Here is a 12,291-nt window from a genome sequence, read left to right on the forward strand (position 1 = left end):
GCGGTCGAACAGGCCGCTCACAGTTGCAGGCTCGCTTCGGCGCGTAACTCTGCGGGTAGGCGTGGCACTTCGCCAATTACGGGTATTACCAGCAGCGGCAGCACATTGGTGAGTTTTGCCCTTGGGTACGTGATGGTCACTTTCAGCAACCGGTTCGCGTCCAGGCTCACCTGCGCGTCACTGGCAGGCAGAAAGTTTAATGCCGCGGGCATCCAGGCCAACTGCTGGCGCAGCGCCTCACGTGCCACGGTCTGGACATCGGCAGCATAACTGGCACTGTTCGGGTCCAGGGCGACGCAGCGGCGCACTGCTTCGCTGCTGGCCTGGTTGAACGATTGCAGCATCAGCATCGGTAGGGTGTAGCTCACCAGGCCGTAAAACACCGCGAAAAAGATCATGAAGACGGCCACGAACTCGATCGCTGCCGCCCCTTTTTGCCGTCCTGCCGGGTTTGCTTGCATGATTGCGTCTACCCTGACCGAGAGTCCTGAGTTACAGCATAGAAGCGTTCGACGAACAGGGATGGCCAATTGCCAATATCCAGTGTTGCCTTGCTGCTTTGGCTTGCCGCATGTAGCGGACAAGATATCCGCGAACGGCAGATCTCCAACCTTCTGACCTTGGGTGTCGGCGCCTGTGCGTTGCTGTGGCTGGCCGCCACCGGGCGCAGCTGGATCGGTGCCCAGCCCGGTGATACCGGCTGGGCGTTGGCCATCGTCCTGCTGCTGACTCTCCCAGGTTACGTGCTCGGCCGCTTCGGCGCCGGCGATGTGAAGCTCCTCGGCGCGCTGGCCCTGGCCACCAGTCAGGATTACGTGCTTGGCACGTTCATCGGTGCCGCCGCCGCGCTGCTGCTGTGGATCGGGCTGCGGCGGCGCAGGGCAGGGCAGACGGCTGACAAGCAGCCGTTCGCGCCTTACGTGCTGGTGGGCTTTCTGTTGACCAGTGCGTGCCTGCAGTAAGCGCCGGTCAATTGTTCGACGACACCTTGGTCCAGCGGAAGAAATCCGGGATGGCGTATTTGTAGCTTTCCAACCAGCGCTGCATCGACAGGTCGCGCTCCCGTGCCGTCTGCACCTGCAACCGGTTCGAGGCCTGCTCGCCGCTGGCCTGCACCTGCAACAGCGCTTCGGTCGCTGTCTGCGTCGCCTGCTGCTCGCGGATGGGCGCTTCTGCTTGTGCCATAGCGGCGCTGGCGCAGCAGGCCAGCACTATCAGGTATTTGATCATGACTACCTCCATTCCTCAGTTGAGCACCACGTCTGCACCACTGGCCGAGGCAATCGGGCCACGGCCTGTGGCCTTGATCTGGCTCGCACGGGCCTGTGCTTCGGCAAACTGGCCAGGCTTGAGCCGCAGACGACCCACCAAGTCGGTCGCTTGTTGCCAGTTGCCCTGTAGCAGCGACAGGGTCACCAGGTTGACGGCCGGGAGCGGGTTGTCGTCTTTCAGTTCGATCGCGGTCAGGAACTCGAACCGCGCCTGATCAAAACGCCCCAGGCTCATCAACACCACACCCAGGTCGTTGCGCATACGCTCGTCGGTGGAGGCAAGGTGCACCGCGCGCTGCAGGTACTGCAACGCCTGTACGTCGTCGCCCCGGGCCGAGGCGAGCTGGCCCAGGCCGTGTTCACCCTCAGCCGCCAGGCAGCCACCGAGCAGGCTGCGGTACAACGGTTCTGCCTCGCTGCGCCCCAGCAGGCGCGAGACCCTGGCCTTGCGCAGGCGTACCTGGGCGAGGGTGTCCGGCAACTGTTCCAGGTGGGCGAGGCTGGCGTGCGGACGGCCTTCGTTGAACATCTCGTCCGCCAGGTTCAGCGCCAGTTGCTGGTCGGCATCAGGCTTGGTGCAGGTCGATGTGCCGAACAATTGGCCGAAGCCTTCTGTCGATTGGCCAGCGCAACCGCCAAGCAGCATCAGGCTGGTGAACAACAGGATTGCTTTCATCCTTCTCTCCTCAGGTGCCCAAGGCGCGCGCCAATGCGGAAAATCCAGGCCCGGCGAGCACGATGAGCAACGCCGGAAACAGAAACACCATCATCACCGCCGACATCTTTGCCGACATCTTCGATACCCGTTCCTGCATGTGCGTCAGGCGCCGGTCATCGAGCAGCTCCTTCAGGCCCTGCAGCGACTTCATCGCGCCGCTGCCCTGAATCAGTAACTGCTGGAGAATGACGCAGGTATCGATGAATTCGTCCACAGCCAGCATGCGCGCGGTCTTTTCCAGCTCCGGGCCGAGCGCCAAACCCGAGTCCACACGCTGCAGCACCTGGCGCAGTTCCTCACTGATCTGCGGTACCAGCGGGCGGCCCTCCTGGCTCAGCACGCGCAACGCCTGCTCCACGGCCAGGCCTGTTTCGAAGAGGATGCGCAGCAGTGGAATCATCAGGCTCACTTCCAACGCAATACGCTGCTGGCGGCGTTTGGCGACGGCTGCCAGCAGGCGCTTGGGCAACAGGTAACCGATGCCCAGGGCGCACAACGGCCACATCAGCCAGTGCACAACGCCACCGCCCAACACCCCCTGTTGAAACAGCAAGGTCAGCGCCACTGCCAGCAGTGGCAGCCCCAGTTGCACAGCAGCGAACAGCGCACGCTGGCGGCTGCGGCGCCAGCCGACACGGTCGAGCAGGGCCTGGGTTTCGCCGTCGAGCTGTTGCAGACGTTGCCCCAAGGGGCTGCTGCCCAGCCAGTGCAGCCAGTTCCCCAGCCGTTCCTCCTGATCCAACCGCCCCTGTAGCCGTCGCGCCACCAGGTGGCGGGCACGCAATTGGCGAACGGCCTGCAGGCCAAGCAACACGCCCGCAGCAAAAAGGCACAACGCACAGAGCAGTAACGCCATGTCAGAGGCTCCTCATCATTCGCCAGAGCACCAGGCAGCCGAGCACCTGCAGGGCAAACGCCAACAGCAGCATCATCTGGCCGCTGCTGTCTTGCCACATGGCCAGCAGGTAATGCGGGTTGGCCATCAGGAAATAGGCGACCATGCACAGCGGCAAGGCTCCGAGGATCACCGCAGTGATACGGGTTTCACCGGTCATGGCCTTGAGCTGGCGGGCGCCTTGCTCGCGCTCGCGGATCAGCTTGATCAGGTTTTCCATCAGTTCGCTGGTGTTGCCGCCGTAGCGCTGGTTGATACGCAAACCCATGGCGAACAGCCGCAGCTCATCGCGGTCGTACAGCTCGGCCAGTTCATTGACTGCTTCATCCAGCGGCACGCCTAACTGCACGTTGCGCCGCACCCGCGCCATGGTCGACTGCAGCGGTTCGCGGGCGCTGTTGATGCCCCCGAGCACAGCGTCATTGAGGGTGCGCCCGGCCTTGAGGCTGCGCACGCTGTAGTCCAGCAGCGCGGGCAACTGTTCGACCAGTTGGCGTACGCGCTGGCGGCACAACCAACCGAGTATGCAGTACCCCACCAGCGGCAGGCCCAGCAGCAGCATCAGGCCGGCGACCCAACCTGCACTGAGCAACGCCAACAGCACCAGGCTCAACCAGGCCAGCACCCAGCGCTGCGGGTGCCAGTCGCTTGCACCCAGGCCGGCACGTTGCAGTAGGGGGGCGAGCCAGTCACGCCGGGGAGTGCCACTGCGTACTAGCTCAAACGCGCGTCCCAGGCGCTGGAGAATGCGCTGTTCGCTGCGCTTGTACAGGCCACGGCGGAACAACAGCAACGCCATGCCCAGCAACAGCGGCGCCAATGCCAGCAACAGCGGGCCGATCACTGCACACCTTCATGGCGCAACTTGCTCCCCGCTGGGTTCGGTGCTTCCCGCAAGAACGCGTCGCCGCTGCGCCGGTCGAGGCGGAACAAGGTGTTGGTCACGTACACGTCGTCGCGCACACCCACCACTTCCAGCACTTCACTGACGCAACGCCGGCCGTCGGCCAGGCGGGTCAACTGGATCACCACGTCAAGTGCTGCGCAGATCATCTGCCGCAAGGTTTTTTCGGCAATCTGGCGCCCGCTCAGGCCAACCAGTGTTTCCAGGCGCAGCAACGCATCCTGAGCGGTGTTGGCGTGTACGGTGCTCATCGAGCCGTCGTGGCCGGTGTTCATTGCGGTCAGCACATCGAGCACTTCGGTCCCACGGATCTCGCCCAGAATGATGCGATCAGGGCGCATGCGCAGGGCGTTGCGGATCAGCTCGCTGGCCTTGATCTCGCCGTGCCCCTCGGCATTGGGTGGTCGGGTTTCCAGGCGCACCACGTGGGGGTGGTGCAATTGCAGTTCGGCAACGTCTTCAATGGTCACCAGGCGCTCGCGCGGGGCGATCATCTGGCTGAGGATATTGAGCAGGGTGGTCTTGCCGGTGCCCGTGCCACCGCTGACCAGAATGTTGCAGCGCCGACCCACGGCACGCTCGAGGAAGTCGAAGATGTGCTGGTCGATAGCACGGGTGGCGAGCAGGTCGGCACTCTTGAGCATGTCCTGGCGGAACTTACGGATCGACAGGCAGGGGCCATCCAGCGCCACAGGCGGGATGATGGCATTGACCCGGCTGCCATCGGGCAGGCGGGCATCGACCATTGGCGAGGATTCGTCCAGGCGTCGCCCGAGCGGGGCGAGGATGCGCTGCATCACCCGCTCGACGTGGTGGGCGTCGATAAAGCGCAGGTCGGTCTGTTGCAGCTGCCCGGCCCGCTCGACGAAGACCCGGTGCGGCCCGTTGACCAGGATTTCGGTGACGCTGGGGTCACGCAGCAGCACCTCCAGGGGGCCGAACCCGGTGAGCTCATCGACCAGTTCCTCGGCCAGACGCTCCATCTCGTAACGTGACAGCGCCAGGCGCAGGCGGGCAACGTAATCGCCTACCTGCTCCAGAACGAACTGGGTGAGGGCCGGACGGGTGCCTTCCAGCAGGTTGCGGCCGCTGTCTTCGATGGCATCGATGGCAAAACGGTGCAGGGCACGCTTGAGTGCATGGGGATCGGCCGAGGCATGGTGCTGGCCGCCAAAGGGTTGGTCGCTGTTCATTTGCTCCCCCACAGCCGACGCAGCCAGGGGAAGGCCGGTGGCGAAAGGCTTTCCGAGCGCTGTGCCAGGCGTTCACCCAGACCCCGCAGGGCCTGGGTCAGGTTTTCGCGCGGGGCCAGTTCGAACAGGCTCAGGCCCTGGTTCTTCACGTTCATCCGAACTTCGGGGCTGTACGGCATGATCTTCAGCAACGGCAAGCCATAACGCTTGGCCAGGCTGTCGGCATCCGGTGCGACCGTGGCCAGGTAGCGGTCCACCAGCAGGCTGGCGTGCTCCAGCTTGATGCCATGGTCACGCCACAGCTCCAGTACTTCGAGGTTGCGCCGGCAGGCAAGGATGTTCTGGTCGGTGTAGACGATGAGCTTGTCGCAGTGGCTGACGATGGTACGCAGGGCTTCGCTGTCGGCATGCCCGGTGAGGTTCACGACGATGTGCTGGAAGTGTTGGCGCAGTGCGCTCAGCAACATGTACAGCTCGGCCGCGCTGGTCTGCTGCAGCGGCTCGTCGTTCTCGGCATACGACAGCAGGCGCAGGCCTTTCTTGTCGCGGGTGAAGGCGCTGTCGATCAAGGTGGTGTCGAGGCGGCGCAGGTGCCGCAGGGCATCGCCGAAGTAGAACGACGCCTCTAGCCCGAGCAAGGCCAGGCTGTCACCCCGGGGCAAACCCAGGTCGAGCAGCAGGGTCCGTTGGCCGCTTTCCTGCACCACCCGCGCCAGGTGTGTGGTCAACAACGCCCCGTCGGCGCTGCTCTGCACGCCGTAGAGTACGGTCAGGCCGCCCAGGCTGGGGTTGCTGGTCACGGTGGGCATGCGTTTGCCCAAACGCCGCACCAGCCCGGCCACCTCGCTGGCGCGTGAGCCGTAGGCGACGAAATCACGGGCGCCGGCGCGCATGGCATGCAGCACCAACTGGTTGTCCATGCCATCGCCCAGGGCGACGATCGCCAGCATCGGCTTGGCCTCCAGTACGCCCTCGATTAGCGCGCACTGGCTGACCAACTGCTCGCGGTCCAGACCGATGAATACCAGGTTGCTGAAGGTCGCGTTGACCAGCGCCAGCAACTCATCGAGGCTGCCGCCACTGGCGCCGATCACCTGCCCCTGAGGGGCCAGCGCCGCCTGCAGCCATTGCATGTCTTCTTCGTTGCGAGTGATGGCCAGAAAGGTCTGGTTGAGGCTCTCGTTCATCGTGATAACCCGCTTTGGCCGTCGAAGTTGCCGTTTTCCATGAAGAACAGCTGCCCCCAGCTGGGGTCGTAGGTACGCAGGTGCTCGCCGGGGAGCTGCGGCAGGCGGGCATTGGCGGCTAGTGGCTGGACCAGGTGCGGGGTGACGATCATCAGCAACTCGGTTTCTTCACGCACCAGGGCCGACTGCCGGAAAAACGCCCCGAGGACCGGCAGGTTGCCAAGCCCGGGAAGTTTGTCCACGGATGAACGGGTGTTGTTGCTGACCAGGCCGCTGATGATGAAACTCTCGCCATCGGCCAGGGAGATACTGGTGTCGGTGCGCCTGACGCTCAGCCCCGGCACCCGAGTGCCGGCAATGTTCACCGCGTTGGTGTAGTCGAGCTCGCTCACTTCGGGCGCCACCTTGAGCGTGATGCGGTCACGGCTGATCACTGTGGGGGTCAGGGCCAGGCGCACACCGAACTCCTTGTACTCGATCGAGACGTTGTCACTGCCGGCGCTGGGCACTGGAATCGGGATTTCCCCACCGGCCAGGAAACTGGCCGTCAAGCCGCTGAGCACGGTAAGGCTGGGGCGCGCCAGGGTGTAAGCGAAGCCGCTGTTTTCAAGGGCGTTGATGGCCGCAATGAAGCGACTGCTGCCGCCGCCCCAGACGATGTTGAACACATTGTCGTCGAGGGGGATGGCGGGGCGTGTGATTGGCACCGCACCGGGTGTTATCGATGTCCCGGGCACGGTACCCGGGGAGCCGATCAGGCTGTTGTTGGAGCCGCTGAAGAACAGGCGCGCGCCGGCCTCCTTGTACTTGTTGCGGCGCACTTCGACGAAGCGGATATCGGCTTGCACCTGGCTGGGCAACTGCGCATCCAGCGACGGCGGCAGGCCACCTTCGGCCACGTCGACGCTGGCTCTGCCCTTGATGAACAGCATGGCCCGGTGCGGCGCCGGTGCACAGGCAGTCCACAACATGAGGGTGGTATTGCCCTGACCTACAGCAGTGATCAGCACCGCACGGTCGCCGCTGGCTTGCACGTCGGCGACCTTGGGGTCGCCGATGGCCGCGCGGCTGATCGACAAGGGCAGCCGCAGTTCCTGCTGCAGGCCCTGATCCATCTCGATCACCGTGGGCAACTGGGCAAGTGCGTCGCACCCTTTGCCTGCGGCACTGGCCTGGGCCAGTGCCGCCGCCAGGAACAGGCCAACGCACACCTGGGCGAACGGTCGCCAGGAATCACAACGCTTGGGGCCAAAACGCCTGGAACTACGCATCTCTGCATCCTTGCCTTGTCAGGGAGTCTTGTCGGCATCGGCGGCCTGCGCGCCGCGGATGATCTGCATGCCTGCTGCGACCTTGCCGGGTACCGCACTGGCCACCGGGGTCTGGGAAAGTTGGCTGAAGCGATAGAGTTCGCGGTTGCTGTTTTCCACTTGCACCCTGGCATTGGGCTCGGACCAGTAGCGGGCCAGGCGCTGTTCGTCGGCGCTGCGCACGGCCAGGCGCAAGGTGCCGACCTGTGCCGCCAGCATCAAGCGGCTGGCCAGGGCTTGCGGTACCGCCAGGACTACGGTGCGGGTGGCTGAAAAGTTGCCGGAGGGCGCCTGCTCGCGTCGGGCCTTCTGCTCTTCGGCGGTCTGTGCCGGGCGGCCATCATTGGCCAGGCCCATCTGCTCGCCGACACTGAGCACCCGCAGGGCCGGCAACACCACCTGGGCGGAAGACTGCGGGTTGCTGGCTTCCTCGCGCAGGTACACCAGCACGTCGACATAGTCACCGGGGTACAGTTGCCCAGCCGCGCCGACCACCTCGTCCACGCCCACCGCCACCGCGCGTTCGTGGGCGCGGATCATCCGTGCCAGCGGCCCGCCAGCCTGGAAGCTCGCTTCCTCCAGCCAGCTACCAGCGGCCAGGGGCCTGGCGCTGCTACGGCCGATTACCTGCTCGACCTGCTGCAAGGCCCCGGGTGGCACCACCTGCAGGCGCTCGACCAGCACATCGTCCTCGGTCACTGGCGTATTGGCTGGCAGCGCCTTGCGCAACACTACAACAGGCGAGCGCTGCGGCTCTGGTGGCTGGGGGGCGGTAGGGGGGCTCACCGCAACCGGCTGTTCGATGAGCGGCGCGGCCGGCTCAGGTTGTACAGCCGGGCGGCTCAGCGCAAACCCCCAATACCCTGCCAGCAGTGCAGCCAGCAGAAACAGGGCAGCCAACAGCAGGGTCAAGCGACTGCTCATTGCGGGCCTCCATGCACTGATCCAGTAGTGGCAAAAGGTCACTATTCGCTATTGCACGGTAGCGCAGTCATCGCCGTTCGCCATGAGGGCCGCGATTTTTTTTGAGGCCGAGGTGAAAAACCAATTAAAACAGTAGGTTAATAAAAACTGAGCTAATTAATACTTTCTAGTTATCACTTGTTAATTAATGCCTTTTTATATTTGCAGACGCCCGTAGCTTGGCAATTCTTTGATGGCAGATGGGTGTCACTTTGACACTATTCACGTCGGCGTCATCGCCGCAAGGAGCTGGTCATGTTGCTGAAACAGGTCATCCTTCACTGCAAGAACTTCGTGCGCCGCAAGGACGGTGCTTCCGGTATCGAATATGCCGTCATCGCCGCGATGGTGGCGGTGGTGCTGGCGGGCTTCGTGACCGGCATCTCCGGCAAGATCAGCGCGATGTTCACGACCATCCAGGGGATTTTGTGACCAACCCACTGTACGTTGAACAGCGCCATCGAACCCGGCGCACAGGAGTCAGGCATGCAGCACTCTTCCTCGCGTCAGCAAATACTGTTGGTGGACGACGAGGAAGAGGTCCTGCTGGAGCTGGCCGAACTGCTGGAAAACGCGGGGTTCTGGTGCCATACCGCCGTTTCGGTGAAGGCGGCCCTGCAGCAGCTCACCCGCTATCCGGACGTGGCGCTGGTCATCACTGACCTGTGCATGCCCGAAGAAAGCGGTATCGGCCTGGTCAAGCGCCTGCGTGATCATACGGCCCGCCAGCATCTGCCGGTGATCGTCATGTCGGGGCATGCAGGGATGGATGATGTCAGCGACCTGCTGCGTCTGCAGGTGCTGGATTTCTTCCGTAAACCCATCTACTACGCACGGTTGCTGGAGACGCTGGACAACCTGTTTCCTCAGCCACGGTTGCAGGTGGTCAAGTAGTGACCTGCCAGAACGGATACGAAAACGCCCGGCTCATGGCCGGGCGTTCTCGTTCATATGTGCAGATCAGGCGTCAGGGTCATTCAGTTCCAGTACCCCACGCTTGCTGCGCAGCTTGCCGTAGAAATGCTCCAGGGCGTTGTTCAGCTTGCTGGCAGCACCGTCGACCGCCTGGTCCAGCGAAGTGGCAGTGTGGGTCACGGAAATGGGTTGGTGACCTTTCGGGCGAGCCTCCATCTGGCAGCGTTTGTCATGCGGGCCGGGCTTGGCGCCGTTCTCGTCGCGCAGGTGCACCTCGATGCGGGTGAGGTCCTCCTCGTAACGTTCGAGTGTGGCTTGCAGTGTACTGCGCACCCACTCGTTGAGACGGATGTTGCCTTCGATATGGTTGCTGCTGTTGACCTGGATTTGCATGATTCAATCCTTATTCAGCTTGCTCGCATGGAGGCGTGCCTAGGCCATTGAGGCCCCTGGAATTTTTTCGCCTCTTGACTCTAAGGTCAGGCAACCGAGGCGTGAATTCAACCCCTTTGTGAAAATAAATGTTCTGTTGCAAATTCAGCCGGGGAACCTTAAAACGGCCCCCTCTGGATCAGAACGCGACCGATGTCTGCACATACAAGGTGCGTGGCTCACCCACATACTTACCTTTGTTGTTGTCATCGAACGAGCGCGTGTAGTACTCACGGTTGAAGAGGTTCTTGACCCCCACTGCCACCTTCAGGTTCGACAGTTGTGGCCCGAAGTCGTAGCCAGCTCGGGTGCTGATCAGCATGTAGCCAGGGATGCGGCCGGTACTGCCGTCTGCGCTCTCGGCGCGGGTATTGGCGTTGTCGGCATACTGGCTGCTCTGAAAGCTGCCATCCAGGTTCCATTGCCATGGCCCCTCGGTGTAACCCACGCCCAGGTCGCCTTTGTGACGCGACGAGAATGGCACCTGATTGCCTTTGTTCAGCCCGTCCTCGCGGATGGTCGCATCCACGAAGGCATAGCTGGCATGTACATCGAAGCCTGCCAGCGCCGGGTTGATGCTGTCCAAGGCGTAGCGAATGCTGGTCTCGATGCCTTGATGGCGGGTCTCGCCGCGGGCTATCACCGAGTCGTTGGTCTGGTTGCTCTCATACTGGTTGTCGAAGTTGATCAGAAACGCACCGATCTCGGCTTGCAGGTCGCCGTTGTCGTAGCGGGTGCCGACTTCCCAGGTACGTGCCTTCTCCGGTTTGACCTCGCCGCGGGTGACGCGGTTGGGCATCTGGCTGTATTGGACGCTGCCAAACGAGCCTTCGGTATTGGCATACAGGTTCCAGCGGTCGGTCAGGTGGTACATCACGTTCAACGCCGGCAGGGCAGTGTTGTAGCTGCCCTGGTAGCGCTGGCCGTTGAGTGAGTTGCTCTGAGCAGAGTCGATCATCTCGTAGCGCACACCCGGTGTGATGGTCCAACGGCCGATGTCGATGCGGTCATCCAGGTAGATGGCATGGGCCTCGGTGCTGCCACGGGTGTCGCGGTCGTTGCGGCTGGCGGTGGTAGGCAGGTTGCCATTGACCGGTTCGCGAAAGCGCAGTTCGTGGCCGGCTTCGTTGATGTAGCGGTAGCCGATACCCAGTTCATGCCAGCTCTGGCCCAGGGCGAGCCCTTGCGAAAAACGCGTTTCGATGCCGCGCACCCAGTATTCGCGTGGCGACAGGGAAATGAAGCTGCCCTGGTCCAGGTAGCCGCTGCGCAGGGTTTTGGTGAAGAAGCTGTTGACGCTGAACTGGCGGTCGTCCTGCTTGTAGTCGTAGCCGAAGTTGAACAGTGTACGGCGGCCCCAGAACTTGTCTTTCAGGCGCGTGGACTGGTACGGGTCGGCGTCGAAGTCCGCCTTGCTCAGGCCACCTGGCATGTCGGCTTCGCCCTCGTAGTACTGGGCCATGGCATGCAGGCTGTTGGCGGGGTCCAATTGCAGCTTGCCCTTGAGGATCAGGTCATCGATCTGGGTGTCGCTGTGCTCACGCCAGTCGCCGCCGCGCACCCCCGAGTACAACAGGGCACCGCCCAGGCCGTTGTCGTTGGTGCCACCGACCAACAGGTTGGCACTGTTCTTGAAGCCGTCATGGCTGGAGGAGGGGCTGATCTGATTTTGCATGGCAGCCTTGAACGTCGCCTCTTCAGGGATGGCGCGGGTGACGAAGTTGACGATGCCGCCGACGTTCTGCGGGCCATACCGCACTGCGCCGCCACCGCGGACCACGTCAACGGCATCCATGTTGCCCATGCTGATGGGGGCCAGCGACAACTGCGGTTGGCCATAGGGGGCAAAGGGTACCGGAATGCCGTCCATCAGCACGGTCGAGCGGGAAGCCAGGCGTGGGTTGAGGCCGCGAATGCCGAAGTTCAGTGCCAGGTCGTGGCTGCCGGTGCCGTTGTTGTCCGGGGCGTTTACGCCGGGCATGCGGTTGAGCACTTCACGCGCGGTGGTGGCGCCGCTGCGTTCGAACGCTTCGCGGCGCACCACGTCGCGAGCGCCTGGGTGCTCGAAGACATTGTCCTGCTGCGCCTCGCCCAGCCAGTCGCCTACCACGGTCGAAGCGCCGAGCTCGACCGCTGCTCCGGAACTGGCGGGCGCAACCGGTTGCAGGCTGAAGGCGTTGTCGGCCTCTTGCCGGGCCTGCAGGCCGCTGCCACGCAGCAGTGCATCCAGGCCGTTGGCGACGTCGTAATTGCCCTGCAGGCCTTGGCTGTCCAGGCCCTGGGTCAGTTGCGAGCCAAACGAGATCAATGCACCGCTTTCGCGGCCGAACTGGTTCAGGGCCTCTTCCAGGGAGCCGGCGGCGATGTGATAGGTGCGTGCTTGGGCAGCGAACAGGACGGGTGTGGCAACACCCAGGCTGGTGGCGAGCAGTACGGTCTGGACGAGTCGGGTGGGGCGCAGGGGCATCGGGAAAGGTCCTTTGAGAAGGGGGTCTGCCTTCTC

At 63.3% G+C, this 12,291-nt stretch carries 14 protein-coding genes; 3 read left to right on the forward strand and 11 right to left on the reverse strand.

All coding sequences use genetic code 11. From position 1 onward, the window contains the following. Nucleotides 1-17: 17 nt before the first annotated feature. Nucleotides 18-461: a TadE/TadG family type IV pilus assembly protein gene (locus APH34_RS00315; protein WP_054899181.1), complete on the reverse strand. Its 444-nt coding sequence runs from the start codon at nt 459-461 to the stop codon at nt 18-20. 75 nt (nt 462-536) lie between these two features. Here APH34_RS00315 and APH34_RS00320 point away from each other — a divergent pair, with 75 nt between their 5' ends. Next, nucleotides 537-962 (forward strand): prepilin peptidase, encoded by a 426-nt coding sequence (locus APH34_RS00320; RefSeq protein WP_054899507.1) that lies wholly within the window; start codon nt 537-539, stop codon nt 960-962. Nucleotides 963-969: 7 nt separating this feature from the next. Here the strand turns inward: APH34_RS00320 and APH34_RS00325 are convergent, their stop codons facing one another. The 8 genes from APH34_RS00325 to cpaB are packed head-to-tail and all read right to left on the reverse strand — an operon-like array spanning nt 970 to nt 8,402. Further along, nucleotides 970-1,230, reverse strand: coding sequence for a DUF3613 domain-containing protein (locus APH34_RS00325; RefSeq protein WP_054899182.1), 261 nt, complete (start codon nt 1,228-1,230; stop codon nt 970-972). A gap of 15 nt (nt 1,231-1,245) precedes the next feature. Continuing rightward, nucleotides 1,246-1,947, reverse strand: coding sequence for a tetratricopeptide repeat protein (locus tag APH34_RS00330; protein WP_054899183.1), 702 nt, complete (start codon nt 1,945-1,947; stop codon nt 1,246-1,248). Nucleotides 1,948-1,957: 10 nt separating this feature from the next. Then, nucleotides 1,958-2,845: a type II secretion system F family protein gene (locus tag APH34_RS00335; protein ID WP_054899184.1), complete on the reverse strand. Its 888-nt coding sequence runs from the start codon at nt 2,843-2,845 to the stop codon at nt 1,958-1,960. Between the two features lies 1 nt (nt 2,846). Continuing rightward, the gene (locus APH34_RS00340) at nt 2,847-3,728 is read right to left on the reverse strand and encodes a type II secretion system F family protein (protein ID WP_054899185.1); all 882 of its coding nucleotides are present in this window, start codon (nt 3,726-3,728) and stop codon (nt 2,847-2,849) included. Next, entirely contained in the window at nt 3,725-4,981 is a 1,257-nt protein-coding gene (locus tag APH34_RS00345; protein WP_054899186.1) for a CpaF family protein, read from the reverse strand. Before APH34_RS00345 ends, APH34_RS00340 begins: the two co-directional genes overlap by 4 nt. After that, the gene (locus APH34_RS00350) at nt 4,978-6,168 is read right to left on the reverse strand and encodes a pilus assembly protein (protein ID WP_054899187.1); all 1,191 of its coding nucleotides are present in this window, start codon (nt 6,166-6,168) and stop codon (nt 4,978-4,980) included. The genes APH34_RS00345 and APH34_RS00350 overlap by 4 nt, the downstream gene beginning before the upstream one ends. Further along, on the reverse strand, nt 6,165-7,439 hold the full coding sequence (locus APH34_RS00355; protein ID WP_082422698.1) for a type II and III secretion system protein family protein: 1,275 nt from the start codon (nt 7,437-7,439) through the stop codon (nt 6,165-6,167). The genes APH34_RS00350 and APH34_RS00355 overlap by 4 nt, the downstream gene beginning before the upstream one ends. A gap of 18 nt (nt 7,440-7,457) precedes the next feature. Continuing rightward, a complete protein-coding gene (gene cpaB, locus APH34_RS00360; RefSeq protein WP_054899188.1) occupies nt 7,458-8,402 on the reverse strand; it encodes a Flp pilus assembly protein CpaB in 945 nt (314 codons plus the stop codon). Nucleotides 8,403-8,696: 294 nt separating this feature from the next. Between cpaB and APH34_RS00365 the strand changes: the two genes are divergently transcribed. Together APH34_RS00365 and APH34_RS00370 are read left to right on the forward strand one after the other, a co-directional pair. Beyond that, a complete protein-coding gene (locus APH34_RS00365) occupies nt 8,697-8,873 on the forward strand; it encodes a Flp family type IVb pilin (RefSeq protein ID WP_054899189.1) in 177 nt (58 codons plus the stop codon). Between the two features lie 54 nt (nt 8,874-8,927). Next, nucleotides 8,928-9,335, forward strand: coding sequence for a response regulator (locus APH34_RS00370; protein WP_054899190.1), 408 nt, complete (start codon nt 8,928-8,930; stop codon nt 9,333-9,335). Between the two features lie 66 nt (nt 9,336-9,401). Here the strand turns inward: APH34_RS00370 and APH34_RS00375 are convergent, their stop codons facing one another. Beyond that, nucleotides 9,402-9,749 carry an HPF/RaiA family ribosome-associated protein gene (locus APH34_RS00375; RefSeq protein WP_054899191.1) on the reverse strand — a complete coding sequence of 116 codons (348 nt, stop codon included), beginning with the start codon at nt 9,747-9,749 and terminating at the stop codon, nt 9,402-9,404. A 178-nt stretch (nt 9,750-9,927) separates the two neighbouring features. Next, entirely contained in the window at nt 9,928-12,255 is a 2,328-nt protein-coding gene (gene fecA / locus APH34_RS00380; RefSeq protein ID WP_054899192.1) for a TonB-dependent Fe(3+) dicitrate receptor FecA, read from the reverse strand. Between the last annotated feature and the right edge of the window lie 36 nt (nt 12,256-12,291).

Source organism: Pseudomonas sp. NBRC 111131 (assembly GCF_001320525.1).
GTDB lineage: Bacteria > Pseudomonadota > Gammaproteobacteria > Pseudomonadales > Pseudomonadaceae > Aquipseudomonas > Aquipseudomonas ceruminis.

Excerpts from the sequence above, each read along its gene's own strand:
- APH34_RS00315 (WP_054899181.1), bottom strand. The coding sequence starts at position 461 with ATGCAAGCAAACCCGGCAGGACGGCAAAAAGGGGCGGCAGCGATCGAG.
- APH34_RS00335 (WP_054899184.1), bottom strand. The coding sequence starts at position 2,845 with ATGGCGTTACTGCTCTGTGCGTTGTGCCTTTTTGCTGCGGGCGTGTTG.
- APH34_RS00330 (WP_054899183.1), bottom strand. The coding sequence starts at position 1,947 with ATGAAAGCAATCCTGTTGTTCACCAGCCTGATGCTGCTTGGCGGTTGC.
- cpaB (WP_054899188.1), bottom strand. The coding sequence starts at position 8,402 with ATGAGCAGTCGCTTGACCCTGCTGTTGGCTGCCCTGTTTCTGCTGGCT.
- APH34_RS00375 (WP_054899191.1), bottom strand. The coding sequence starts at position 9,749 with ATGCAAATCCAGGTCAACAGCAGCAACCATATCGAAGGCAACATCCGT.
- APH34_RS00350 (WP_054899187.1), bottom strand. The coding sequence starts at position 6,168 with ATGAACGAGAGCCTCAACCAGACCTTTCTGGCCATCACTCGCAACGAA.
- APH34_RS00370 (WP_054899190.1), top strand. The coding sequence starts at position 8,928 with ATGCAGCACTCTTCCTCGCGTCAGCAAATACTGTTGGTGGACGACGAG.
- APH34_RS00355 (WP_082422698.1), bottom strand. The coding sequence starts at position 7,439 with ATGCGTAGTTCCAGGCGTTTTGGCCCCAAGCGTTGTGATTCCTGGCGA.
- APH34_RS00365 (WP_054899189.1), top strand. The coding sequence starts at position 8,697 with ATGTTGCTGAAACAGGTCATCCTTCACTGCAAGAACTTCGTGCGCCGC.
- APH34_RS00345 (WP_054899186.1), bottom strand. The coding sequence starts at position 4,981 with ATGAACAGCGACCAACCCTTTGGCGGCCAGCACCATGCCTCGGCCGAT.
- fecA (WP_054899192.1), bottom strand. The coding sequence starts at position 12,255 with ATGCCCCTGCGCCCCACCCGACTCGTCCAGACCGTACTGCTCGCCACC.
- APH34_RS00325 (WP_054899182.1), bottom strand. The coding sequence starts at position 1,230 with ATGATCAAATACCTGATAGTGCTGGCCTGCTGCGCCAGCGCCGCTATG.